This is a genomic window from Pseudomonas sp. PAMC25584 (assembly GCF_058135675.1).
On record NZ_CM176870.1, the window covers coordinates 5,085,924 to 5,111,236 of the forward strand.

Below are 25,313 nucleotides of genomic sequence, written 5' to 3' on the forward strand. Positions count from 1 at the left end.
ATATCTTCAACGCCCTCTACCCATCTCGAAAAGGCATGAGTCTTGATTTCCACCCGCCAACTGCGCTACTTCGTCGAAATCGCCGACAGCGGCAGCTTCAGCGCCGCCGCCGAGCGCCTGTTTGTCGCGCAGTCGGCGCTGAGCCGGCAGATCAAAGCGCTGGAAAACCAACTGCACACCCCGTTGTTCGAACGCACCGCGCGCCAGCCTCGGTTGACGGCCGCCGGTGAAGCCTTTTATCCCAGGGCACGCAACCTGCTGACTGAACTGCACAAGGCCAGCGAGATGGCGACACAAGTGGGTAACGGCCAAGTCGGCACCCTGCGCCTGAGCCATTCGAGCACCGTGCCGATGAGCGGCCCGTTGTTGCGCGGCATCAGCACCTGGCTGGAGCGTTGCCCCGGCGTATCGATGGATATCGCCAAACTGTCTTCCGAAGCCCAACTGGAAGAAATCGCCGACGGTCGCCTGGAAGTCGGCCTGCTGCGCCTGCCAGTGCTGCGCCAGCGCGAAGGCGTGCATGTAGTGCCTTTATACAGTGAGCAGCTACTGCTGGCGGTGCCGCCGAACCACCCGTTAGCGCGCAGCCAGGCGCCGGTCGAATGGGCGCAACTCAGGGACGAAGCGTTTATCTCGGTCCCCCATCCCCAGCGCGGCGGGCTGAGCTATCTGTCGGCCGAGTTGTGCATGCGTGCCGGATTTTTCCCCAAGCCTGCGCGGGTCATGTCGCGCAAGACCACACAGTTGCAGTTGATCCAGGCCGGCTTCGGCATTGCCTTGCTACCAAAATCGATGCAGGACATTGCCCCGGCCGCTGTGCATTTTCTGCCCCTGGCCGACCCGGACTGTTTGAGTACCGTGGCCCTGGCCTGCCCGCACGCACCCAGCGCGTTGGTGGAGCAATTCTGTCAAACCTTGCGCGAATGCCTATAAACTGCCGCCCATGACTAAAGATCTCTTTCCATGATTAAAGACCCGTTCGCCCGCTTGGGCCTGGACCGCGAGGTCCTGACTGTCAGCCAACTCAACGGCCGTGCGCGGGTGTTGCTGGAAGACGTGTTCACCAATATCTGGGTCGAAGGCGAGATCTCCAACCTCGCCCGCCCGGCTTCCGGCCATGTGTATTTCACCCTCAAGGACAGCGGCGCCCAAGTGCGTTGCGCACTGTTCCGGCAGAACGCCGCACGGGTGCGCCAGGCCTTGAAAGATGGCCTGGCGGTGAAGGTACGCGGCAAGGTCTCGCTGTTCGAGGGCCGTGGCGACTACCAACTGATCCTCGATACCGTCGAGCCCGCGGGGGATGGTGCGCTGCGCCTGGCCTTCGATGCGTTGAAGGAAAAGCTCAGTGCCGAAGGCCTGTTCAGCGCCGAACGCAAGGTGGCACTGCCGGCCCATCCGCAGCGCATCGGCATTATCAGTTCGCCGACCGGCGCGGTGATCCGCGACATCATCAGCGTGTTCCGCCGCCGTGCGCCGCAGGTGCAACTCACCCTCATCCCCACGGCCGTACAAGGCCGCGAAGCGGTGGCGCAGATTGTGCGCGCGCTGAAGCTGGCCGACGCGCGGGGCTTTGACGCGTTGATCCTGGCCCGTGGCGGCGGCTCGCTGGAAGACCTCTGGTGCTTCAACGAAGAAGCCGTGGCCCGCGCGGTGGATGCTTGCGTGACGCCGATCGTCAGCGCCGTCGGCCATGAGACCGATGTGTCGATCAGCGACTTTGTCGCCGACGTGCGCGCGCCTACGCCGTCTGCCGCTGCAGAACTGCTGGCCCCGGACTCCAGCAGCCTGGTGCGCCAGGTCGACAGCCTGCACCGTCGCCTGGTGCTGCTGATGCGCAACCGGCTGACCCACGACCGCCTGCGCCTCGAAGGCATGGCGCGCCGCCTGCGCCATCCCGGCGAACGTCTGCGCCAGCAGGCCCAACGCCTGGATGACTTGGACATGCGCCTGCGCCGCGCCTTCGAACGCAGCCTCAATACCCGCCGCGAACGCTTGATCCGCCTGGAAACGCGCCTCGCCGGCCAACACCCCGGCCGCCAATTGGCCTTGCTGCGCCAACGCCTGGACAGCCTCGCCGAGCGCCTGCCCCGCGCCATGCGCGAGGGCCTCAAGGCGCGCCGCCTGCAACTGCAAAGCCAGGTGCAGACACTGCAAGTGGTCAGCCCACTGGCGACCCTCGGCCGTGGCTACAGCATCCTGCTCGACGAACGCGGCCAGGCGATTCGCAATGCCGCGCAGACCCACACCGGCCAGCGCCTGACCGCGCGCCTCGGTGAAGGCCAATTGCAAGTGCGGGTGGAAGACAACCATCTGACACCCGTCACCCTTTCGTTATTGGATTGATCGATGCCACGTCTATTTAGCCTGTTGATGCTGCTGTGCCTGACCGTCAACGCCCACGCCGACAGCTACATCTCCCGGACCTTGAACAAGCCGGTGCCTGGCGGTGTTGCAGTCGTCGACCTGGGCTCCTCGGCCGCCGCACCAAAAGCCACCTACCAGGGCAAGCCGCTCCTGGTGGTGAAGGAGCAGGCCAACTGGCTGGCGATTGTCGGTATTCCGCTGACGGTCAAACCGGGCAACGAACGCATCAGCAGCGGTGGGCGCAACCTGCCGTTTATCGTCGGTTACAAGCAGTACCCGGAACAGCGCATCACCCTGAAAAACAAAAGCCAGGTCAACCCCGCCCCGGCGCAGCTCAAACGCATCGAGGCGGAGCTGGCGGTACAGATCAAGGCTTACCGCAGTTTCAGCCCTAACCAGCCAAGCAACCTGGTGCTGGACAAACCGGTCAACGGCCCGCTGTCGAGCAAGTTCGGCGTGCGTCGTTTCTTCAACGGCGAAGAACGCAATCCGCATTCAGGCCTGGATTTCGCCGTCCCCGCCGGCACGCCGATCAAGACCCCGGCGGCGGGCAAGGTGATCCTGGTCGGCAACTACTTCTTCAACGGCAACACGGTGTTCGTCGACCATGGCCAGGGCTTTATCAGCATGTTCTGCCATATGTCGAAGATCGACGTCAGCGTGGGCCAGCCACTGGCACGCGGCGCAGTGGTGGGCAAGGTCGGCGCGACGGGCCGCGCGACCGGGCCGCATATGCACTGGAATGTCAGCCTGAACGATGCACGGGTAGATCCGGCGATCTTTATCGGCGCGTTCCAACCTTGAATGGCCCGATTGCGCGGCCAACAAAGGCTGCGCAATTTAAGCAAGCCAACAACCATTTACTAAGCATAAAATCTCGTTTCCTACGCACAGAGAAGAACTTCTCTCAATTTTTCCGCACTACTTGCCATCTTTCACCTCTGGGGTTAGGGTTGAGCTTATGAAAACTTCTCACACCCTCATTCTGCTCCGTCAGCACCGCAGCCTGTGCCTTGTCAGCGCACGACTGCCAGGCTGAATCGATCTGCCTCGTCTCCCGCTTTATCCCCAATAACAGTTCCACGGCAGGCCGCCTTTTTTCGGCCCCTACTACAAAGGATTTCCCGATGAGCATGCTCAAAGACCCGTCTTCGAAGTACCGCGCGTTTCCAACCATCGATATCCCGGACCGCACCTGGCCGTCGAAAACCATCACCAGCGCGCCGATCTGGTGCAGCTCCGACCTACGTGATGGCAACCAGTCGCTGATCGAACCCATGGATGCAGTCAAAAAGCTGCGCTTCTGGAAGACCTTGGTCGCCGTCGGCGTGAAGGAAATCGAAGCCTCGTTCCCGGCCGCTTCGCAAACCGACTTCGACTTCGTGCGCACCCTGATCGAAGGCAACCACATCCCCGAGGACACCACCATCCAGGTGCTGACCCAGGGCCGCGAAGACTTGATCGAGCGCACCTTCGAATCCCTGCGCGGCGCGAAAAAAGCCATCGTCCACCTGTACAACGCCACCTCGCCGTCCTTCCGCCGCATCGTGTTCAACCAGGACAAGGACGGGGTCAAGGCCATCGCGGTCAACGCGGCCAAGCTGTTCGTCAAATACGCCGCCCAGCAGCCAGACACCCAGTGGACGTTCGAATACTCGCCAGAGACCTTCAGCGCCACTGAATTGGAGTTCGCCAAGGAAGTGTGTGACGCGGTGATCGAGGTGTGGAACCCGACGCCTGAGCACAAGATGATCCTCAACCTGCCGGCCACCGTTGAATGCGCCACGCCGAACATCTATGCCGACCAGATCGAGTGGTTCGGTCGTCATATCAACCGTCGTGACAGCGTGATCATCAGCCTGCACACCCACAACGACCGTGGCACCGGCGTAGCCGCCACCGAGCTGGGCCTGATGGCAGGCGCCGACCGTGTCGAAGGCTGCCTGTTCGGCAACGGCGAGCGTACCGGTAACGTCGACCTGGTCACCGTGGCGTTGAACCTCTATACCCAGGGCGTGCACCCTGAGCTGGACTTCTCCGACATCGACGGCGTGCGCAAAGTGGTCGAGGAGTGCAACCAGATCCAGGTGCATCCGCGCCATCCGTATGTCGGCGACCTGGTACACACCGCGTTCTCTGGCTCCCACCAGGACGCGATCCGCAAGGGCTTCGCCCAGCAAAAAACCGACGCCCTGTGGGAAGTGCCGTACTTGCCGATCGACCCGGCCGACATCGGCCGCAGCTACGAGGCCGTGATTCGGGTGAACAGCCAGTCGGGCAAAGGCGGCATCGCCTACCTGCTGGAGCAGGAATACGGCATCAGCTTGCCGCGTCGCATGCAGATCGAGTTCAGCCAAGTGGTACAGGCCGAAACCGACCGTGTGGGCCTGGAGATGAGCGCTTCGCAGATTCACGCGCTGTTGCAGCGTGAATACCTGCAAGCCAACACGCCGTATGCGCTGGTCAGCCATCGCCTGCAGGAAGAAAACGGCAACAGCACGGTGGAAGTGGAAGTCTCGAGCAAAGGCCAAGGCGAAACCAACCTGCGCTGGCACGGCAAGGGCAACGGTGCGCTGGAAGCCCTGGTCGCCGGCCTGCCGATTGGCGTGGAGATCATGGACTACAACGAACACGCGATCGGTTCCGGCACCAACGCCAAGGCCGCGGCCTACATCGAGCTGCGAGTGAACGGCGAGCGTCCGGTGCATGGTGTGGGTATTGATGAAAACATCACCACGGCCAGCTTCAAGGCGGTGTTCAGCGCCCTGAACCGCTCGCTGAGCCAGGTGGAAGCGAAAGCGGCGTAACTCCGCCGACATGCAAAAGGCCCCTGGGTGAGAACTCAGGGGCCTTTTTGTTGGGCTTTGGAGTTGTGTTGTGTGTCGGGGCCTCATCGCGGGCAAGCCCACTCGCACATTTTGAACGTGTTCCTGCAGGAAAAATGCGGTCAAAATGTGGGAGTGGGTTTGCCCGCGATAGCGCTCTGTCAGACAAACTGAAAGTTATCAGCATCCAGATTCGCCGGAAACTTGCTGCGATACGCCGCCAGCTCAGCCGCGTCCAGGCACACCTGGAACACCCCGTCAGCCTCCCCCGCACTCAGCAGGTTCTCACCCTGGAAATCCAGCACCTGGCTATCTCCGGTATAGACAAAGCCCTTGCCGTCCGTACCCACCCGATTCACCGCCGCCACATAACACAGGTTCTCGATCGCACGCGCCGGCAGCAACCGGTTCCAATGCTGGCGTCGCGCCCCTGGCCAGTTGGCGGTGTACAGCAGCAGATCGGTGTCCTGGGCATCACGGCTCCACACCGGAAAGCGCAGGTCGTAGCAAATCAATGGGCGAATACGCCAGCCCTTTATCTCGAACTGCACCTGGCGCTCGCCGGGCGTGTAGTGACTGTGCTCGCCGGCCATGCGGAACAGATGGCGCTTGTCGTAATGCAGCACCTCGCCATCCGGCCGCGCCCATAACAGACGGTTGCGATGGCTGCCGTCGGCCGCCTGGATAATCACACTCCCGGTGATCACCGCGTTGTACTTCGCCGCCTGGGCCTGGAGCCAGCGATGGGTCGGGCCACTTTCCGGTTCGGCCAGGGTGGCCGAGTCCATGGAAAAACCGGTAGTGAACATCTCTGGCAGGATGATCAGGTCAGCGCCCCGGGCCTGCTCCAGCAGCAATTCGAAGTGATCGAGGTTGGCCTTGCGGTCGTGCCAGGCCAGGCTGGTCTGGACCAGGGCGATGTTCAGGTCAGGCAGTGCATTCAGATCACGCATAGTTTTTCGGCTGCTTGTTGCAGCGTCTCCTCGCGTTTGGCAAAGCACAGGCGCACCAGGCGCTGGCCTTGGGGTGGGTGCTGGTAGAACACCGAAACCGGGATTGTTGCTACCCCATGCTCGCGGGTCATCCACAAGGACATAGCGACGTCATCCAGGTCCGGGCGAATCGCTGAGTAATCCACCAGTTGGAAGTAAGTACCGGTGACCCGATTAAAGCTGAAACGCGACGGCGTCAGCAGGTCACAGAACAGGTCGCGCTTGGCCTGGTAAAAGGCCGGTAATTCTTCGACGTGTTCCGGGTGCTCAGCCATGAAATCGGCCAACGCGTACTGCAACGGGGTCACGCCGCAGAAGTTGACATATTGATGCACCTTACGCAATTCGGCGGTCAGGGCCGGGGGCGCGACCACGTAGCCGGTTTTCCAGCCGGTGACGTGGTAGGTCTTACCGAAGGAGCTGACCACGAACGCACGTTGATACAGCTCTTCGTGGGCCAGCACGCTGACGTGGGGCACGCCATCAAACACCAGGTGTTCGTAGACCTCGTCGCTGACCAGGTAGATATCACGGTCGCGGATCAAGGCCGCCAACAGGTCCAGCTCGGCGCGACTGATCAGTGCGCCGGTGGGGTTATGCGGTGTGTTCAGGATGATCATGCGCGTGCGCGCAGACAACGCCGCCTGGATCTTTTCAAAGTCGAGGGTGAAGTTTTTCAGGTTCAGTTGCACGTGCACACAACGACCGCCGGCCAACTCGACCGAGGGCTCATAGCTGTCGTAGCACGGGTCGAATACGATGACTTCGTCACCGCTGCGAATCACCGCCTGAATCGCGCAGAAGATTGCCGCAGTGGCGCCTGGGGTGATGGTCACTTCGCTGTCGGGGCTGACCGTGGCGCCATAGCTACGAGCGATCTTGGCCGCCACTTGTTGGCGCAGGGCAGGCAGGCCGGTCATCGGCGCGTATTGGTTATGGCCGCTGGCAACATGCTTGCCCACGGCATCGAGCAAGCCCTGTGGGCCATTAAAATCGGGGAACCCCTGGGACAGGTTAAGCGCGCCGGTCTCGGCAGCGAGTTGCGACATGGTGGTGAAAATGGTCGTGCCGACATTTGGCAGCTTGCTGTTGATCATCGGAGGCCCCTGCAGGTGAGCCCCAAGTTTTAAGCTGCCAATTGCATCGGGTCAAGGCGCAAACCACCGCGCACAAAAAAGGGCTCGTAAAGAGCCCTTTTTGCGAGGTCGGAATCAGCGCTTGTCGCGGCGCTTCTTGTCGGCCTTCTTGTGGTGAGTCATCAAACGACGCTTCTTGTTCACCTGACGGTCAGTCAGTGTGTTCTTGTTGCCTTCGTATGGGTTCTCGCCACCCTTGAACTCGATACGGATCGGCGTACCGACCAGCTTCAAGACACGGCGGTAGGTGTTTTCCAGGTAACGCACGTAGGACTTGGGCACCTTCTCGATCTGATTACCGTGGATCACGATAATCGGCGGGTTGGCACCACCCAAGTGGGCGTAACGCAGTTTGATCCGGCGGTTGTTGACCATCGGCGGTGCGTGCTCGCCTACCGCGTCTTCGAGGATCTGGGTCAGACGGTTGGTCGGCCAGCGGGTCACCGCGGACTTGAACGAGTTCTGTACGGACGCGTAGAGGTTGCCCACGCCGGTGCCGTGCAGTGCCGAGATAAAGTGGATATCGGCGAACTCAACGAAGAACAGGCGACGCTGCAGCTCGATCTTGACGAAATCGCGCTCGCTCGGCGTCATGCCGTCCCACTTGTTGATCGCGATCACCAGGGCCCGACCGGCTTCCAGGGCGAAGCCCAGCAGGTTGAGGTCGTGGTCCACCACGCCTTCGCGGGCGTCCATCACGAAGATCACCACGTTGGCGTCTTTGATCGCCTGCAGGGTTTTCACCACGGAGAACTTTTCAACTTCCTCGTGGATCTTGCCGCGCTTGCGCACACCGGCGGTGTCAATCAGCGTGTACTTCTCGTCGTTACGCTCGAACGGGATGTAGATACTGTCGCGGGTGGTGCCGGGCTCGTCGTACACGATGACACGGTCTTCACCGAGCATGCGGTTGACCAGGGTCGACTTGCCGACGTTGGGGCGGCCGATGATGGCGATCTTGATACCATCTTTTTCGCTCGGGCCAGGAATGCGCTTGGCTTCCTCACCTTCGGCGACGACCTCTTCTTCGCCCTCTTCTTCCTCGGCGTCATCCCTAGGGAAGTCGCGCAGGGCGATTTCCAACATCTGGGTGATGCCGCGACCGTGGGCACCGGCGATCGGAATCGCGTCGCCCAGGCCCATCGGACTGAATTCGGCACGGGCCATTTCAGGATCGATGTTGTCGATCTTGTTGGCCACCACATAGGAACGCTTGTTGCGCTTGCGCAGGTGCTCGCCGATCATCTGGTCGGCAGCGGTGTAGCCCGCGCGGGCGTCCACGAGAAACAACACGACATCGGCTTCTTCAATGGCCAGCAGCGACTGCTCGGCCATCTTTTCGTCCATGCCATGCTCGTCACCGGAGATACCACCGGTGTCGACAATAATGTAGGAGCGCCCTTGCCACTTTGCCTCACCGTATTGGCGATCACGGGTCAAACCGGACAAGTCGCCGACAATGGCGTCGCGAGTCCTGGTCAGGCGGTTGAACAAGGTGGACTTGCCGACGTTAGGTCGGCCCACCAGGGCGATTACGGGAACCATGCGGCTCTCCACTTCGTTATTTCAGAAAATACAAAAGCCGCTGCAAGGCAGCGGCTGGTGCTCGGGGCAGCATCGTCAGATGCAGCATGCCCCGCCGAAGCGGGGCCGCCTGGGGATTACCCCAAGCATAGTCAAACCTTTACTTGATGGTCAGGGCTTCCAGCTTGCCGCTGTTGCCAAACACATAAAGCATGTTACCCACGACCAGCGGACGCGCACGCAGGCCGTCGCTGTCGATGCGCTCGCGACCCACAAAACGACCGTCCACCTGGCTCAGCAGGTGCAGGTAACCTTCGAAGTCGCCTACCGCTACGTAGCTGGAGAACACTTCCGGTGCCGACAGTTGACGGCGGGCCAGAGAGTCGTTGCTCCACAGCGCAGTGGTAGAACGTTCGTCGACACTTTCAACGGTGCCAGACGACAGACTTACGTAGACGCTGCCAAACCCTTGGGCGACACCGGCGTAGCTGGAAGCATCACGCTGCCAGTTGACGCGGCCGCTTTGCAGGTCCAGTGCCGCGACACGGCCCTGGTAGGTAGCGACGTAGAGGGTTTCGCCGGACAGCAGCAAGCCACCGTCGATGTCGACGACGCGATCCAGTTCCGAACGACCTTGCGGGATGGCCACACGCGTTTCCCAGATCGGCACGCCGTTCTGGGTATTCAGGGCGACCACTTTACCGGTCGACAGGCCTGCAACGGCCAGATTATTGGTCACAACCGGACCACTGGTACCGCGCAGGGTCAGCACCGCAGGGGTGCTGTCGTACAGCCAGCGCTGTGCGCCGGTGCTGGCGTCGAGGCCGATCACACGGTCGTCCTGGGTTTGCACCACGACGATGTCGCCGTTGGTGGCAGGCGGTGCGAGGACTTCACTGGTCACGCGAGCGCGCCATTTCTCTTCACCGGTGCTGGAATCCAGCGCCACGACTTCGCCTTTGAGCGTGCCGAGCATAACCATGCCGTAACCCACGCCGACGGCGCCGGATACGGGCAGTTCGAGGTCTTTCTTCCACTTCACGTCGCCATTCATGCGATCCATGGAGATCACCACGCCGGTCACGTCAGCGGCCACAATGTTGTCACCGTCGATTGCCGGTACCAACATGTTGTAGGTTTCGCCCTGACCGTCACCGATGGAGCGGCTCCATTGCTTTTGCAGGACCACTTCTTCCTTGAAGCTGGTCAGCTCGGCCGGAGGCAGTTCTTTTTTACTGTTGCTGCTGCAACCCGCGGCCAGAACGGCCAGAGCCAGCAATGCTGCATGTTTCCAACGGATCACGTCACGCATCCCCTTTGGCCAAGTCGTCGAGCTTGATTTGTAAGCCACCGACCGCTGCTTCATCAGACAGCGCCGCCTTGGCTTTTTGGTACGCAGCATTGGCTTCGTCGGTACGACCCAATTGGACCAACAGGTCGCCCTTGAGCTCTTCGCGAGTGGCTACAAATGCCTTGTCAGCATCACCGTCGAGCAGTTTGAGTGCTTCGTCGGCCTTGTTCTGTGCCGCCAATACCTGAGCCAGGCGCTGACGTGCGATTTCACCCAGGGTCGGGTTGGTCGGCTTGTCGGCGATGGCCTTCAGTTCGGTGACTGCATCATCCAGCTTGCCGGTGTCGACCGCGACTTTCGCGACGAACAGGCTGCCGTATTGGGCGTAGGTGCTACCGCCAAATTCGCTCTTGAGCTTACCAGCCAGGTCTGCCACTTGCGCAGGATCGGGCTTGCCGCTCGGCGTCAGCGTGGTTTCCAGCAATTGCTGATAGAGGATCGAGGCACCTTGGGACTGGTTCGCCTGATACTTGTGCCAGGCTTGCCAGCCGAACACTACCACTAAAGCCAGCAGGCCACCGGTAACCAGGGGCTTGCCATTACGCTGCCACCAGTCCTTGAACTCGGCCAACTGCTCATCATCAGTACTCGACACCCCAACACTCCTCAATCGCTAAATTCGGCTGTTCGACAGCTTCAACCCTGCACGACGCAGGTGGCCAAGTGCGCGGCGAGCGCATCAAAGGCAATGTTCTGTTGCTCGCCCTGGCCACGCAGGGGTTTGAAACCTATCACTTGCTGGGCCAATTCGTCATCGCCGAGGATCAGTGCGTACAGCGCACCGCTCTTGTCGGCCTTCTTGAACTGGCTCTTGAAGCTGCCGGCGCCAGCATTGATCTGCAGGCGCAGGTTCGGCAGTTGGTCGCGCACTTTTTCGCTCAGGGCCAGGCCAGCCAGTTCGGCGGCCTCGCCAAAGGCACACAGGTACACATCCACCTGCCGGGAGATTTCTTCCGGAACCTGCTCAAGGGTTTCCAGCAGCAGGATCAGCCGCTCGATACCCATGGCAAAACCCACGCCGGGCGTAGGCTTGCCACCCATCTGCTCGACCAGGCCGTCGTAACGGCCACCGGCACACACGGTGCCCTGCGCGCCGAGTTTGTCGGTAACCCACTCGAACACGGTCTTGCTGTAGTAATCGAGGCCACGCACCAGTTTCGGGTTGATCACGTATGGAATACCGGCGGCATCCAGACGCGCCTTGAGGCCCTCGAAGTGGATACGGGATTCGTCGTCCAGGTAGTCGGCCATCTTCGGCGCGTTGACCAGTACGGCTTGCGTGTCGGCGTTCTTGGTATCGAGGACGCGCAACGGGTTGGTTTTCAGACGGCGCTGGCTGTCTTCGTCCAACTTGTCCAGGTGGGCGGACAGGTACTCGACCAGGGCGACGCGGTAGCGGCCCCGGGACTCGCTGGTGCCCAGGCTGTTGAGTTCAAGCTTGACCGCATCGCGGATGCCTAGCAGCCCCCACAGGCGCCAGGTCAGCACGATCAGCTCGGCGTCGATGTCCGGACCGTCGAGGTTGAACACTTCCAGGCCGATCTGGTGGAACTGGCGATAACGGCCTTTCTGTGGACGCTCGTGGCGGAACATCGGCCCGATGTACCACAGCTTCTGCGGCTGGCCACCGCCGCTGAGGCCATGCTCGAGCACGGCGCGCACGCACGCGGCGGTGCCTTCCGGACGCAGGGTCAGCGAATCGCCGTTGCGGTCTTCGAAGGTGTACATCTCTTTTTCGACGATGTCGGTCACTTCACCGATGGAACGCTTGAACAGCTCGGTGAACTCGACGATCGGCATACGGATCTGTTTATAACCGTAGTTATCCAGCAGACGCGCAACGGTGCTCTCGAAGTAGCGCCACAGCGGCGTCTGCTCCGGAAGGATGTCGTTCATGCCACGAATGGCTTGCAGAGACTTGCTCACATCTATTCCTTAAATTCGCTGGATCAGCCGCGCGCGATAACTGCAGCGTCAGCTTCGACCTTCTCGGCCGCTTTCTGGCGGATCAGTCTTTCGAGCTCATCCACCAGATTGTCATTCGTCAGTTTCTGCGACGGCTTGCCGTCGATGTAAATCAGGTTCGGGGTGCCGCCGGTCAAGCCGATATGGGCTTCCTTGGCTTCACCCGGACCGTTGACCACGCAACCGATCACCGCAACATCCAGCGGCACCAGCAGGTCTTCGAGGCGCCCTTCCAGTTCGTTCATGGTTTTCACCACGTCGAAGTTCTGCCGCGAGCAGCTCGGGCAGGCAATAAAGTTGATGCCACGGGAACGCAAATGCAGGGATTTGAGAATGTCGTAACCGACCTTCACTTCCTCTACCGGGTCTGCCGCCAGGGAGATGCGGATAGTATCGCCAATCCCTTCGGCGAGCAGCATACCGAGACCCACCGCAGATTTCACTGTGCCTGAGCGCAAACCGCCCGCTTCAGTGATACCCAGGTGCAGCGGCTGCACGATTTCCTTGGCCAGCAAGCGGTAGGCCTCTACCGCCATGAACACGTCGGAGGCCTTTACGCTGACCTTGAAGTCCTGGAAATTAAGGCGCTCAAGGTGTTCAACGTGGCGCAGCGCCGATTCAACCAGCGCGGCGGGGGTCGGCTCGCCGTATTTCTTTTGCAGGTCTTTTTCCAGGGAACCGGCGTTGACGCCGATGCGGATCGGAATCCCGCGATCACGGGCAGCATCCACCACCGCGCGCACACGGTCTTCGCGACCGATGTTGCCCGGGTTGATACGCAGGCAATCAACACCCAACTCCGCAACGCGCAAAGCGATCCGGTAGTCGAAGTGAATGTCGGCAACCAGCGGCACCTTGACCAGTTGCTTGATGCGGCCGAAGGCTTCGGCGGCATCCATGTCCGGTACGGAAATCCGCACGATGTCGACGCCAGCAGCTTCCAGACGATTGATCTGGGCGACGGTGGCAGCAACATCATTGGTGTCGCTGTTGGTCATGCTCTGTACCGCGATGGGGGCGTCGCCGCCCACCGGCACCGAGCCGACCCAGATCTTGCGCGATACGCGACGTTTGATTGGAGATTCGCCGTGCATGACTATTGTCCCAACTTCAGGCGAGCAGTTTCGCCACTGGTGAAAGGCGCTACGTCGACAGGCTGGCCGTTGTAGGCCACTTGCGCACCACGGGCAAAGCCCAGACGCAGCGTCAAAGGAGGCTTGCCGCCCTGGTCGAGCGTATCTCCCTTACGCTTCATACCGCTAAACAGCACTTTGCCATTGCCATCGGTGAGTTGCGTCCAGCAGTCAGCGACGAAAGTAATATGTACGCGCCCGTCACCGGCGATCAACACAGGCGTGGTCGGCGGCGAAATCGCGGGCGCCGCAGGGGCGGTAGGCGCTGGCGTCTGCACAGGAGCGGCCGGCGCCACAGGTGCAGCCGGGGTGTGCGCCGTTGCAGGCGGTACGACCGGGGTATGCGCCGGTACAGCTGGAGCCGGCACCGCAGCGATGGCCGCCGGGGCCGATTCCACTGCGGGTTGCTCGGCAGTCACTGGCGCTTCAGGCGCAGCCTGGCCTTCGGCGACAGCCTGGTCTTCCGGCTCGTCCAATGGGTGAATCTGCGTGGTGCCGTCGGCGCTTTCGACTTCGACGTGCTCCAGAGCGTTGCTGGTCAAGTCCTTGGTGCGCTGGGAGGCTTGGTCCTGCCACCAGACGAAGCCGCCACCAATCACGGCGATCAGCAACAACAGGCTGACGATGCGCAGGATCGTGTGGGACACCCGCACCGGCTCTTCGATGCGCCCCAGACCATGGACATTGCTGCCCTGGGAGTCGGTGCCGGTGAACTGGTCGAATTGCTGGACCAATATGGTCTGGTCGATACCCAGTAATTTGGCGTAGGCGCGGATATAGCCGCGGGCGAAGGTATGCCCAGGCAGCTTGTCGAACGCGCCGGCTTCCAGGTTGCCCAGGGACGTGGTGGTCAAATTGAGCTTGAGGGCCACTTCCGCCAGAGACCAACCATTGCTTTCGCGGGCCTGACGCAAGGTGTCGCCTGGGTTTACGCGATTAGCTGCTACAACTTCCGGGTGCGCCGCTTTCATCATTGCTCCGACAGGTATTGCTGATATTCCGGGGTACCGGGATAGAGTCGTTCGAGTTGCTGGCCATAACGTGCGGCCGTGTTGCGTTCTTCATGAACCGTCGCCAGGCGCACTCCGAGCAATAGACTACGTGCATTTTGCCCGCTGAGCAGGCTAAAACGCTCGTAATAGTCACGTGCCGGCACATAATGCCTGTCTTCGTAAGACAACTCAGCCATTTCGAGCAAGGCGCGAGGCTGGCGACTGTTCAGGTGCAGGGCTTTTTCCAGGTGCTGGCGCGCGATATCACGCTGGCCGAGACGCTTGGAAGCCACCCCAAGGTTCTCGAACACCCGCGACCGCTCTGGGTAGAGGGTATCGGCGCAGGCTTGCTGGAAATAAAGGGACGCCTGTTCATAGCGTTTCTGTTCGAACAGGAAGCTGCCGTAATTATTCAGCAGCCGTGGATCGGCAGGGCGCGAAGCCAGGGCCTTGTTGAAATACTGATCGGCCAGCTCAGGCTCGGCCTGGGCCTGGAACACCAGGGCCAGTGCGCCATTGGCGTCGGCATCGTCGCTATCCAGCTCAAGAGCCCTCTTCAGCGGCACCTTGGCCTGCTCGCTCATGCCTTGGCGCAGGTAACCCAAGCCCAGTTGCACATAAGCCACTCGCGCCTCTTCACGACCCTTGCCGGTTTGCAAAGGGCTGTCATGGCCCGAAGAAACACAACCGGCCGCGAGACCGGTAACAAGCAATAGCAGCGCAAGGCGCAAGGGCATAGAGATCCTCTCTCAGGTTCGAGTCGCAGTGCTTTGCGGCATATCGTCGGCGGCGCTCAGTTCGCGCACCGCGATATAACGTTCGCTGCGACGGGTGCGATCCAGCACCTGTCCTACCAATTGGCCACAAGCGGCGTCGATGTCTTCACCACGGGTGGTGCGCACGGTGACGTTGTAGCCGGCCTGGTGCAGTTGATCCTGGAAACGGCGGATGGCGTTGTTGCTCGGCCGCTCGTAGCCAGAATGTGGAAACGGGTTGAAAGGAATCAGGTTGATCTTGCACGGGGTGTTCTTGAGCAGTTCGATCATCTCGACCGCGTGCTCGACCTTGTCGTTGATGTCCTTGAGCATAGTGTACTCAATGGTCAACACGCGCTTCTCGCCCAAGGTCGCCATGTAACGCTGGCAAGACTCGAGCAGCATCTTAAGCGGATACTTCTTGTTGATCGGCACCAATTGGTTACGCAATGCGTCATTGGGTGCGTGCAGCGATAACGCCAGGGAGACGTCGATGTGCTTGGACAGCTCATCGATCATCGGTACCACGCCGGAAGTCGACAGGGTCACACGGCGCTTGGAGATGCCGTAGCCCAGGTCGTCCATCATCAGGTGCATGGCGGCGATGACGTTATCGAAGTTCAGCAGCGGCTCACCCATGCCCATCATCACCACGTTGGTGATGGCACGGTCGACGGTTGCCGGGACGCTGCCAAAGGATTTGTTGGCAATCCACACCTGGCCGATGACTTCGGCGGCGGTGAGGTTGCTATTGAAGCCTTGCTTGCCGGTGGAGCAGAAACTGCAGTCCAGGGCACAGCCTGCCTGGGACGAAACGCACAAGGTGCCACGTTTGCCCTGGGGAATGTAGACGGTCTCGACGCAACTGCCGGACGCCACGCGCACCACCCACTTACGGGTGCCGTCGCTGGAGATGTCCTCGCTGACAACCTCGGGACCACGGACCTCGGCAATAACCTTGAGCTTGTCGCGCAGGGCCTTGCTGACGTTCGTCATGGCGTCGAAATCGTCGACACCAAAGTGGTGAATCCACTTCATTACCTGACCGGCACGGAAACGCTTCTCCCCGATTGAGTCGAAGAATTTTTCCATTTCCTGCTGAGTCAGACCCAGCAGGTTGGTTTTTACAGTCGATGTAGTCATGGATTCACCTTCACTCTTAAGCCAATGCTTAGCGAGTGGTTACTTCAGTAGCTGCGAAGAAGTAAGAGATTTCGCGAGCAGCAGCGGCTTCGGAGTCCGAACCGTGTACAGCGTTGGCGTCGATGGAATCAGCGAAATCAGCACGGATGGTGCCGGCAGCGGCTTCTTTAGGGTTGGTAGCGCCCATCAGCTCACGGTTCAGAGCGATAGCGTTTTCGCCTTCCAGAACCTGAACAACAACAGGACCGGAGATCATGAAGGCAACCAGGTCGCCGAAGAAGCCACGAGCGCTGTGCTCAGCGTAGAAGCCTTCAGCTTCAGCCTTGGACAGTTGCTTGAGTTTCGAAGCTACAACCTTCAGGCCGGCTTTTTCGAAACGAGTGGTGATCTCGCCGATGACGTTTTTTGCAACAGCGTCAGGCTTGATGATGGAGAAAGTACGTTGAACAGCCATGGTGTAACTCCAGAAACGGTAATTTACGAAAAATTAAACCCGCGAATTATACGCGGGTTCTTGGGTATTGCCTAACCTGCGGGGATGATCAGTCTATTTCTTCGATCCAGAGAGCCTGGACCGCTTCCAAGACCTTCTCGCCGCAACGGCCAGAAGTATTGTCGAAATCGGGAAGCTCCATGATCCACTGCTGCAGGTCGACGAAGTTGACCATCAGCGGGCTCACATCCGGCTTGGCTTCAGCCAGTTCTTCAGCAATGCGCTGCACATCATTCCAACCGTAACTCATGACAGTACCACCAGTCAGTGCGCCGCTTCGGCCGCATGGTTGAGCGAATATTTCGGAATTTCGACGGTGATGTCTTCAGTCCCGACCTTGGCCTGACAGCTTAGGCGAGAAGTCGGCTCCAGGCCCCAGGCACGGTCAAGAAAGTCTTCTTCCAACTCGTCCGCCTCTTCCAGAGAGTCGAAACCCTCGCGAATAATGCAGTGGCAAGTGGTGCAAGCGCAGACACCACCGCACGCACTCTCGATTTCGATGTGGTGCTCATGGGCAACTTCGAGGATGGACTTGCCGGTCTCAGCCTCCACGACCATACCGTCCGGGCAATGCTCGGCGTGTGGCAGAAAAATGACCTGCGGCATCAATTATTCCTCAATTTCATTCAGGTTGCGGCCCGCCAGGGCGGCTTTTACCGTCTGGTTCATGCGGCGGGCGGCGAAGGCATCGGTCACTTGCGACAGGCGCTTGGTCTGCTGCTCGATGGCATAGCCATCGGAGCCTTTCATCAATTCGGCCAGCTCCTGCATCTGCAGGTCGATGACCATGCGCTCTTCAGCATCCAGCAGGCGTTCGCCGTCGACCTCCAGTGCGCCCTGCACCGCTTCGAGCAGGCGCCGGGCATCGACTTGCTGCTCACGCAGTACGCGGGCGACCTTGTCGTCACCGGCATACTGGAACGAATCCTTGAGCATCTTGGCGATTTCGCCATCGGTCAGACCGTAGGACGGCTTGACCTGGATGCTGGCTTCAACGCCCGAGCCCAATTCACGCGCAGCCACACTGAGCAGGCCATCAGCGTCGACCTGGAAGGTCACGCGAATTTTCGCCGCACCCGCAACCATCGCCGGGATACCGCGCAATTCAAAGCGTGCCAGGGAGCGGCAGTCGCTGATCAGCTCACGCTCGCCTTGCAGCACATGAATCATCATGGCCGTCTGGCCATCTTTGTAAGTGGTGAAGTCCTGGGCGCGGGCGACGGGGATGGTGGTGTTGCGTGGAATCACCTTCTCCATCAGGCCACCCATGGTTTCCAGCCCCAGGGACAACGGAATCACGTCGAGCAGCAGCAGTTCGCCACCGTCGCGCTTGTTGCCTGCCAGGGTATCGGCCTGGATCGCGGCACCAATGGCCACCACTTGATCCGGATCGATTTCAGTCAGCGGCTGACGGCCAAACGCTTCGGCAACAGCGTCGCGAACGCGCGGCACACGGGTCGAACCACCGACCATCACCACGGCAGCGACATCTTCCAACTCAACACCGGAATCACGCACGGCGCGGCGGCAAGCCTTGAGGCTGCGGGCGACCATCGGCTCGATCAACGAATCGAAGGCTTCACGGGTCAGCTGGGCCGACCAATTGCCGTAGGAAACGTCAACAGAGACCGCGCCAGTCAGGGCTTCCTTGGCGGCACAGGCGGTTTGCAGCAGATGGCGCTGCTCGCCGGGGTCTAGGTCAGCAGACAAACCGGCACTGTTGATGATCCAACCGGCGATCGCGTGGTCGAAGTCATCGCCGCCCAGGGCCGTATCACCACCAGTGGCCAACACCTCAAAGACACCGCCAGTCAGGCGCAGGATTGAAATATCAAAGGTGCCGCCGCCCAGGTCGTAAATTGCGACCAAGCCTTCGGCATGCTGATCCAAGCCGTAAGCCACGGCAGCAGCGGTCGGCTCGTTGAGCAGACGCAGCACGTTCAGGCCGGCGAGCTTCGCCGCATCCTTGGTGGCTTGGCGCTGAGCGTCATCAAAGTAGGCTGGAACCGTAATTACCGCGCCGACCAGTTCGCCGCCCAAGGTGGTTTCCGCGCGCTGGCGCAGCACCTTGAGGATATCGGCCGACACTTCCACCGGGCTTTTCGGGCCCTGGACGGTGTCGATGAACGGCATGTGCGACTCACCGCCAACAAAGCGGTACGGCAACTGGTCACCCAATTGCTTGACGTCGGACAACCCACGACCCATCAAGCGCTTGACCGACAGCACGGTGTTCAATGGATCGGTAGAGGCTGCCCGCTTGGCCGACTCACCGACTTCGGTGTGATCAGCGTGATAGCGCACTGCCGACGGCAGGATCACCTGGCCATCAGCATCGGGCAGCGGCTCGGACAGGCCGCTGCGCAAGGCGGCGACCAGGGAATTGGTGGTGCCCAAGTCGATTCCGACCGCCAGGCGACGCTGGTGCGGTTGAGGACTTTGGCCGGGTTCGGCGATCTGCAGTAGGGCCATGGTAATCAGGTCTTATCTGTCTTTCAGGCGTGCAACATGGGCAGCGCTGGGTTAATCGTCGAGGCGCTCTTCTAACTGGCGCACTTCGTAGGTGAGCTTGTCGAGGAACTGCATGCGCCGCATCAGGCGTTCTGCCTGCTCACGTTGCGCTGCATCATCCCAACAGGCTGCGAAGCTTTCGTAGAGCGCATCCTGAGCCACTTTCAGACGCCGCTTGAAGACCGCGACACCCGCCAGATCGGCTTCGTCCTGCAAGTCTTCGAGCTCTTCGCGCAACTGCATCTGCTGCATCAGAAAGTCCGGATCATGCACCGTGACTTCCAGCGGCAACTCACCACCATTCATCGCGAGCAGGTAACGCGCGCGCTTGGGGGGGCTTTTGAGTGTCTGATAGGCTTCGTTGAGGCTGGCCGATTGCTCCAGCGCCAGGCGTTGCTCGCGCTCGGAAGCGTCAGCGAAGCGGTCCGGATGCACGCCACGCGCCAATTCACGGTAGCGCCTGGCAAGCTGCTCGAGGTCCAGCCGAAAGCTCGGCTGCAGCTCGAATAAAGCGAAATGACAAGGATTGCCCACAAGTAGCCTCAGATGTTGAAGCTTTCGCCGCAGCCACATTCACCGCGCACGTTGGGGTTGTTGAACTTGAAGCCTTCGTTCAACCCTTCCTTGACGAAATCGAGTTCGGTGCCGTCCAGGTAGGTCAGGCTTTTCGGGTCGATGATCACTTTCTCGCCGTGACTTTCGAACACCTGATCTTCCCCCACCACCTCGTCGACAAACTCCAGCACATAGGCAAGGCCGGAACAGCCCGTGGTGCGAACACCCAGACGAATCCCCTCACCTTTACCGCGCCCATCCAGGGAGCGTCGCACGTGCCGCGCAGCCGCTTCTGTCATGCTGATAGCCATCGTTGACTCCTTACTCGTCGCCAAATGCTTAGATCAAGCCTTTCTTCTGCTTGTAGTCACGAACGGCGGCCTTGATGGCGTCTTCTGCGAGCACGGAGCAGTGGATTTTCACTGGCGGCAGAGCCAGTTCTTCGGCCAGTTGGGTGTTGCTGATAGTCACAGCCTCATCCAGGGTCTTGCCTTTCATCCATTCGGTCGCCAGGGAGCTGGAGGCGATAGCCGAACCGCAGCCGTAAGTCTTGAACTTGGCGTCTTCGATAACGCCCGCCTCATTGACTTTGATCTGCAGGCGCATCACATCGCCGCACGCCGGAGCGCCGACCATGCCGGTGCCGACATCAGGGTCTTCCGCATCCATCTTGCCGACGTTGCGCGGGTTTTCGTAGTGGTCAATGACCTTTTCGCTGTAAGCCATGGTACTGAATCCTCACTCATCAGGGCCGCTCTGGAGCCCTGTAAAAACGCCTGCGTTTTCCGCCACGTTCCTACAGAGCCGGGGTGGCGGCTTCTATAGTTAGTGTGCCGCCCACTCGATCTTGGAAATATCGATGCCGTCTTTGTACATATCCCAGAGCGGCGACAAGGTGCGCAGCTTGGTGACGGCCTCGCAGACTTTCTGCGCGGCGTAGTCGACTTCTTCTTCGGTGGTGAAACGGCCAAACGTAAAGCGGATCGAGCTGTGCGCCAGTTCGTCGTTGCGGCCAAGGGCGCGCAGCACGTAGGACGGCTCAAGGGAGGCCGAGGTGCAGGCCGAACCGGACGAAACCGCCAGGTCCTTGAGCGCCATGATCAGCGACTCGCCTTCGACGTAGTTGAAGCTCAAATTCAGGTTGTGCGGTACACGGGCAGTCATGCTGCCATTGATGTACAGCTCTTCAAGGTTTTCGACCTGCTTGTAGAAGCGATCGCTCAGAGCCTTGATGCGCACGTTTTCGGCAGCCATGTCTTCCTTGGCTACGCGGAATGCTTCGCCCATACCAACGATCTGGTGGGTCGCCAGGGTGCCCGAACGCATGCCGCGCTCGTGACCGCCGCCGTGCATGGTGGCTTCGATGCGCACGCGAGGTTTGCGGCTCACGTACAGGGCACCGATGCCTTTAGGACCGTAGGTTTTGTGCGCCGAGAACGACATCAGGTCGACTTTCAGCTTCGACAGGTCGATGTCGACCTTGCCGGTGGACTGAGCAGCGTCGACGTGCAGCAACACACCTTTGGAGCGGGTCAGCTCGCCGATGGCCACGATGTCGTTGATGGTGCCGATTTCGTTGTTCACGTGGATCACGGAAACCAGGATGGTGTCATCACGCATCGCCGCTTCGATCATCGCCGGCGTCACGATACCGTCGGTGGTCGGCTCGAGGTAGGTGACTTCGAACCCCTCACGCTCCAATTGGCGCATGGTGTCGAGGACCGCCTTGTGCTCGATCTTGGTGGTGATCAGGTGCTTGCCTTTGGTCGCGTAGAAATGCGCGGCGCCCTTGATTGCCAGGTTGTCGGATTCGGTAGCACCGGAGGTCCAGACGATTTCGCGTGGGTCGGCACCCACTAGGTCAGCGACTTGGCGACGAGCGTTTTCAACCGCTTCTTCGGCTTTCCAGCCGAATACGTGGGAACGGGACGCCGGGTTGCCGAAGTTTCCGTCAACCAGCAGGCATTCGCTCATCTTTTGCGCGACACGCGGATCAACCGGGGTGGTCGCTGAGTAATCAAGGTAAATCGGCAATTTCATGGACTTTCTCCTAAATCAGGCTGGCTGGCGTGCCGTTAGCTCTTCGGCTGTCACTCGACGGCGGACGCTTCAATCTTGTCCAGGCGCGGCGCCTTGGTGTTGCAACGGCGCTGGTCCTGACGCTGGGCTACTTCTTGCACCTCACGGCGAGTCACAAGATCAGCCAAGCTGATACCACTCAAAAACTCATGGATCTGCAGGCTCAAGTCACACCACAAGTGGTGGGTCAGGCAGGTGTCGCCAGCGTGGCAATCACCCAAACCCTGGCATTTGGTGGCATCGACGGATTCGTTGACCGCGTCGATCACCTGGGCCACCTGGATACCCTGCATATCGCGGGACAGTTGATAGCCGCCACCCGGTCCACGCACGCTGGAGACCAGATTGCTGCGGCGCAATTTGGCGAACAGCTGTTCGAGGTAGGACAGGGAAATGCCTTGGCGCTCGGAGATATCGGCCAGGGACACCGGCCCAGTTTGCGCGTGCAAAGCCAAATCAAGCATGGCGGTCACCGCGTATCGGCCTTTTGTAGTCAGTCTCATGGACAAGTACCAAGGTGTTTCAGAATGGGAGCAAGTATGCGATTCCCGAGTATTTAAGTCAACTATAAGACCTAGTACTTTAGTCAGGATTAGCCGTAAAAAGGGCGCGCAAATAATATCAGGATGGGGTCGGGACGAACAGCGGGAACACGGCCGAGCAGGAATTCCGAGACCAATGGAGATCAACATGCGTGAGGGGGCTTGCTCGCGATAGCGACGGATCAGTCAATGTATTGGGTGACTGAACCACCGCTATCGGGGGCAAGCCCCCCTCCCACAGGGTATTTCGGCTGATCGTGAGACTTCAGCCGACCTTGGTGGCGGCTTCGTCTTTGATCTCGGCGAAGTCCTCTTCGCGCAGCGAAGGCAGGTCTTTCGCACAATAGCTGCTGCCCAACTCCTTCAGAGCACCACACATGCCGTCCAGCTTGCCATCTACCGCCTGCAGGTGATCAAGCAACTGGCCGATGGCACGAGCCACTGGGTCGGGCATGTCTTCGCTGACGCCGTAGGCATCGAAGCCGATCTTCTCGGCCATAGCCTTGCGCTTGGCTTCCTGCTCATCACCGACTTCCGGCTTGACGATGATCCGCCCTGGAATCCCAACCACGGTTGCCCCGGGCGGCACGGCTTTGGTCACCACTGCATTGGAGCCGACCTTGGCCCCAGCCCCCACAGTGAACGGGCCAAGCACCTTGGCGCCCGCCCCTACCACCACGCCGTTTTCCAGGGTCGGGTGTCGCTTGCCTTTATTCCAACTGGTACCGCCAAGGGTCACGCCCTGGTACAGGGTCACGTCATCGCCGATTTCGGCGGTCTCGCCAATGACGATGCCCATACCGTGGTCGATGAAGAAGCGGCGGCCGACCTTGGCGCCCGGGTGAATCTCGATGCCGGTCAACCAGCGCCCAAAGTTGGACACCACCCGCGCCAGCCATTTCCAACCCATGCCCCACAAGGCACCGGACAGCCGATGAATCCAGATCGCATGCATGCCAGGGTAGCAAGTCAGCACTTCAAAGGCATTGCGCGCCGCCGGGTCCCGGTGGAAAACACTCTGGATATCTTCTCGCAAACGCTCGAACATTTTTAATCCTTCCGCTTAAGAAGCTCGCCACGGGCCGCTTTCTGGGTTTCCGTGAGGATGCCACGCAATATATTCATTTCCGCTCGACTGACCGAGCTGCGTCCGTACAGGCGACGCAGGCGCGCCATCAAGTGCCGGGGTTTTTCCGGATCGAGGAATTCAATGGCCACCAGGGTTTGCTCCAGGTGCTCATAGAACCGCTCCAGCTCGTCCATGGTGGCCAACTCGCCACTTTTGGTCGATGCCACTTCATCCTTCTCGACCTTGCTCGGCTGCCCTTCAGCGGCCAGCCAGGCCATGCGCACTTCGTAACTCAACACCTGCACCGCCGCCCCGAGGTTCAGCGAGCTGAACTCGGGGTCTGATGGAATATGCACGTGATAATGACATCGCTGCAGCTCTTCGTTGGTCAGGCCGGAGTCTTCACGACCGAACACCAGGGCGATTTCAGCGCCGCCGGCGGCTTCCTCCACCACTTTGGTCCCGCACTCACGCGGATCGAGCAATGGCCAAGGGATTCGACGGTCGCGGGCGCTGGTGCCAAGCACCAGGTTGCAGCCGACCAATGCATCTTCCAGGGTGGCGACGACCTGGGCATTTTCAAGGATGTCATTGGCGCCAGAGGCACGGGCATCGGCCTCGTGGTGCGGGAACACGCGCGGCTCGACCAGCACCAGGCGCGTCAGCCCCATGTTTTTCATGGCTCGCGCCACCCCGCCGATATTGCCGGGATGACTGGTATTGACCAAGACGACACGAATGTTTTGCAGCAAGGGAGGCGCTCTCGGACACGGGAAAGGGGAGCAAATCTTACAGAACAGCCTAAGGTTATGCCATGAAAGCTCACGTCGTCCTTCACCTGAAGAAAGTTTCTGCTAGAATGCTCGGCTTTCTTTAACAACCTTAGGTGACACATCCATGCAGCCCATGCTGAATATCGCGCTGCGCGCCGCCCGCAGCGCCAGTGAATTGATCTTCCGCTCCATCGAGCGCCTGGATACCATCAAGGTCGACGAAAAAGACGCCAAGGATTATGTATCCGAGGTGGATCGCGCCGCCGAGCAGAAAATCATCGACGCCCTGCGCAAGGCCTACCCTACCCACAGCATTCTCGGCGAAGAAACCGGCATGCATAAAGGCAGCGGCGAAGGCGAAGACTACCTGTGGATCATCGACCCACTGGATGGCACCACCAACTTCCTGCGCGGCATCCCGCACTTTGCCGTGAGCATCGCCTGCAAATACCGTGGCCGCCTGGAACACGCCGTTGTGCTGGACCCGGTTCGCCAGGAAGAATTCACCGCCAGCCGTGGCCGTGGAGCCCAGTTGAACGGTCGTCGCCTGCGCGTCAGCGGCCGCACCAGCCTGGACGGCGCCCTGCTGGGCACCGGCTTCCCATTCCGTGACGACCAGATGGACAACCTGGACAACTACCTGGGCATGTTCCGCGCCCTGGTTGGCCAGACCGCCGGCATCCGCCGCGCCGGTGCAGCCAGCCTGGACCTGGCCTACGTGGCCGCCGGTCGTTTTGATGCATTCTGGGAATCGGGCCTGTCCGAGTGGGACATGGCGGCGGGCGCGCTGCTGATCCAAGAAGCCGGCGGCCTGGTGAGCGACTTCACTGGTGGTCACGACTTCCTGGAAAAGGGCCACGTGGTTGCCGGTAACACCAAATGCTTCAAGGCAGTATTGACGGCGATCCAGCCGCACCTGCCGGCTTCGCTGAAGCGCTAAGCGAGCGAGCGAGCACAAAAAAGCACCCCTCGGGGCGCTTTTTTTATGCCTGGAATTTGGCGTTAACTTAAATACCAGCAACACCACAAGCCAACCGTGGAAGGGGGCTTGCCCCGGATATCGGAGTTTCAGCTACAGATAGACTGACTGACACACCGCCATCGGGGGCAA

The 25,313-nt window shown here is 60.3% G+C and carries 26 protein-coding genes; 5 read left to right on the forward strand and 21 right to left on the reverse strand.

The window, feature by feature from the left end; all coding sequences use genetic code 11:
• Positions 1-42: 42 nt before the first annotated feature.
• The 4 genes from ACS5Q8_RS23730 to leuA all read left to right on the forward strand — a co-directional run bounded on the left by ACS5Q8_RS23730 (position 43) and on the right by leuA (position 5,171).
• Complete coding sequence (locus ACS5Q8_RS23730; protein ID WP_426100175.1) at positions 43-933, forward strand: LysR family transcriptional regulator; 891 nt, start codon at positions 43-45, stop codon at positions 931-933.
• Between the two features lie 30 nt (positions 934-963).
• On the forward strand, positions 964-2,343 hold the full coding sequence (gene xseA, locus ACS5Q8_RS23735) for an exodeoxyribonuclease VII large subunit (protein WP_426100176.1): 1,380 nt from the start codon (positions 964-966) through the stop codon (positions 2,341-2,343).
• Between the two features lie 3 nt (positions 2,344-2,346).
• Positions 2,347-3,168: a M23 family metallopeptidase gene (locus tag ACS5Q8_RS23740; RefSeq protein WP_276194718.1), complete on the forward strand. Its 822-nt coding sequence runs from the start codon at positions 2,347-2,349 to the stop codon at positions 3,166-3,168.
• Positions 3,169-3,491: 323 nt separating this feature from the next.
• Positions 3,492-5,171 carry a 2-isopropylmalate synthase gene (leuA, locus tag ACS5Q8_RS23745; protein ID WP_276194719.1) on the forward strand — a complete coding sequence of 560 codons (1,680 nt, stop codon included), beginning with the start codon at positions 3,492-3,494 and terminating at the stop codon, positions 5,169-5,171.
• Positions 5,172-5,350: 179 nt separating this feature from the next.
• On the opposite strand, the gene ACS5Q8_RS23750 is transcribed toward leuA, so the two are convergent.
• The 21 genes from ACS5Q8_RS23750 to trmJ form a co-directional block, all read right to left on the reverse strand.
• Positions 5,351-6,142: an amidohydrolase gene (locus ACS5Q8_RS23750; RefSeq protein WP_465159487.1), complete on the reverse strand. Its 792-nt coding sequence runs from the start codon at positions 6,140-6,142 to the stop codon at positions 5,351-5,353.
• Complete coding sequence (locus tag ACS5Q8_RS23755) at positions 6,130-7,278, reverse strand: pyridoxal phosphate-dependent aminotransferase (protein WP_253398716.1); 1,149 nt, start codon at positions 7,276-7,278, stop codon at positions 6,130-6,132. The genes ACS5Q8_RS23750 and ACS5Q8_RS23755 overlap by 13 nt, the downstream gene beginning before the upstream one ends.
• 114 nt (positions 7,279-7,392) lie before the next feature.
• Positions 7,393-8,862 carry a ribosome biogenesis GTPase Der gene (gene der / locus ACS5Q8_RS23760; RefSeq protein WP_247403065.1) on the reverse strand — a complete coding sequence of 490 codons (1,470 nt, stop codon included), beginning with the start codon at positions 8,860-8,862 and terminating at the stop codon, positions 7,393-7,395.
• 139 nt (positions 8,863-9,001) lie between these two features.
• Complete coding sequence (bamB, locus tag ACS5Q8_RS23765) at positions 9,002-10,153, reverse strand: outer membrane protein assembly factor BamB (protein WP_017846172.1); 1,152 nt, start codon at positions 10,151-10,153, stop codon at positions 9,002-9,004.
• Positions 10,146-10,787 (reverse strand): YfgM family protein, encoded by a 642-nt coding sequence (locus tag ACS5Q8_RS23770; RefSeq protein ID WP_247403067.1) that lies wholly within the window; start codon positions 10,785-10,787, stop codon positions 10,146-10,148. Before ACS5Q8_RS23770 ends, bamB begins: the two co-directional genes overlap by 8 nt.
• Positions 10,788-10,828: 41 nt before the next feature.
• A complete protein-coding gene (gene hisS / locus ACS5Q8_RS23775; protein WP_247403069.1) occupies positions 10,829-12,118 on the reverse strand; it encodes a histidine--tRNA ligase in 1,290 nt (429 codons plus the stop codon).
• Positions 12,119-12,141: 23 nt separating this feature from the next.
• Positions 12,142-13,251, reverse strand: coding sequence for a flavodoxin-dependent (E)-4-hydroxy-3-methylbut-2-enyl-diphosphate synthase (ispG, locus tag ACS5Q8_RS23780; protein ID WP_276194721.1), 1,110 nt, complete (start codon positions 13,249-13,251; stop codon positions 12,142-12,144).
• Between the two features lie 2 nt (positions 13,252-13,253).
• Positions 13,254-14,261, reverse strand: a complete 1,008-nt coding sequence (locus ACS5Q8_RS23785) for a RodZ domain-containing protein (RefSeq protein WP_426100180.1) — start codon at positions 14,259-14,261, stop codon at positions 13,254-13,256.
• Entirely contained in the window at positions 14,261-15,019 is a 759-nt protein-coding gene (gene pilW, locus ACS5Q8_RS23790) for a type IV pilus biogenesis/stability protein PilW (RefSeq protein WP_465159488.1), read from the reverse strand. The genes ACS5Q8_RS23785 and pilW overlap by 1 nt, the downstream gene beginning before the upstream one ends.
• Positions 15,020-15,031: 12 nt before the next feature.
• Positions 15,032-16,180 carry a dual-specificity RNA methyltransferase RlmN gene (rlmN, locus tag ACS5Q8_RS23795; RefSeq protein WP_276194724.1) on the reverse strand — a complete coding sequence of 383 codons (1,149 nt, stop codon included), beginning with the start codon at positions 16,178-16,180 and terminating at the stop codon, positions 15,032-15,034.
• A 28-nt stretch (positions 16,181-16,208) separates the two neighbouring features.
• Entirely contained in the window at positions 16,209-16,634 is a 426-nt protein-coding gene (ndk, locus tag ACS5Q8_RS23800; RefSeq protein WP_017846179.1) for a nucleoside-diphosphate kinase, read from the reverse strand.
• Between the two features lie 88 nt (positions 16,635-16,722).
• Entirely contained in the window at positions 16,723-16,923 is a 201-nt protein-coding gene (gene iscX / locus ACS5Q8_RS23805) for a Fe-S cluster assembly protein IscX (RefSeq protein ID WP_276194727.1), read from the reverse strand.
• 14 nt (positions 16,924-16,937) lie between these two features.
• Positions 16,938-17,279 carry an ISC system 2Fe-2S type ferredoxin gene (gene fdx, locus ACS5Q8_RS23810; protein ID WP_247399833.1) on the reverse strand — a complete coding sequence of 114 codons (342 nt, stop codon included), beginning with the start codon at positions 17,277-17,279 and terminating at the stop codon, positions 16,938-16,940.
• Between the two features lie 3 nt (positions 17,280-17,282).
• The gene (hscA, locus tag ACS5Q8_RS23815) at positions 17,283-19,145 is read right to left on the reverse strand and encodes a Fe-S protein assembly chaperone HscA (protein ID WP_276194729.1); all 1,863 of its coding nucleotides are present in this window, start codon (positions 19,143-19,145) and stop codon (positions 17,283-17,285) included.
• A gap of 51 nt (positions 19,146-19,196) precedes the next feature.
• Entirely contained in the window at positions 19,197-19,718 is a 522-nt protein-coding gene (gene hscB, locus ACS5Q8_RS23820; protein ID WP_426100182.1) for a co-chaperone HscB, read from the reverse strand.
• Between the two features lie 8 nt (positions 19,719-19,726).
• Positions 19,727-20,050 (reverse strand): iron-sulfur cluster assembly protein IscA, encoded by a 324-nt coding sequence (gene iscA / locus ACS5Q8_RS23825; protein ID WP_276194733.1) that lies wholly within the window; start codon positions 20,048-20,050, stop codon positions 19,727-19,729.
• A 28-nt stretch (positions 20,051-20,078) separates the two neighbouring features.
• Positions 20,079-20,465 carry a Fe-S cluster assembly scaffold IscU gene (gene iscU, locus ACS5Q8_RS23830; RefSeq protein ID WP_010565229.1) on the reverse strand — a complete coding sequence of 129 codons (387 nt, stop codon included), beginning with the start codon at positions 20,463-20,465 and terminating at the stop codon, positions 20,079-20,081.
• A gap of 99 nt (positions 20,466-20,564) precedes the next feature.
• A complete protein-coding gene (locus ACS5Q8_RS23835; RefSeq protein WP_276194736.1) occupies positions 20,565-21,779 on the reverse strand; it encodes an IscS subfamily cysteine desulfurase in 1,215 nt (404 codons plus the stop codon).
• A gap of 50 nt (positions 21,780-21,829) precedes the next feature.
• On the reverse strand, positions 21,830-22,321 hold the full coding sequence (gene iscR, locus ACS5Q8_RS23840; protein ID WP_003194020.1) for a Fe-S cluster assembly transcriptional regulator IscR: 492 nt from the start codon (positions 22,319-22,321) through the stop codon (positions 21,830-21,832).
• Positions 22,322-22,625: 304 nt separating this feature from the next.
• Positions 22,626-23,408, reverse strand: coding sequence for a serine O-acetyltransferase (gene cysE / locus ACS5Q8_RS23845; RefSeq protein WP_426100183.1), 783 nt, complete (start codon positions 23,406-23,408; stop codon positions 22,626-22,628).
• 2 nt (positions 23,409-23,410) lie between these two features.
• Positions 23,411-24,181, reverse strand: coding sequence for a tRNA (cytosine(32)/uridine(32)-2'-O)-methyltransferase TrmJ (gene trmJ, locus ACS5Q8_RS23850; protein WP_276194745.1), 771 nt, complete (start codon positions 24,179-24,181; stop codon positions 23,411-23,413).
• Positions 24,182-24,326: 145 nt separating this feature from the next.
• Between trmJ and suhB the strand changes: the two genes are divergently transcribed.
• Positions 24,327-25,142: a type III secretion system regulator SuhB gene (gene suhB / locus ACS5Q8_RS23855; RefSeq protein ID WP_276194746.1), complete on the forward strand. Its 816-nt coding sequence runs from the start codon at positions 24,327-24,329 to the stop codon at positions 25,140-25,142.
• Positions 25,143-25,313: the final 171 nt, after the last annotated feature.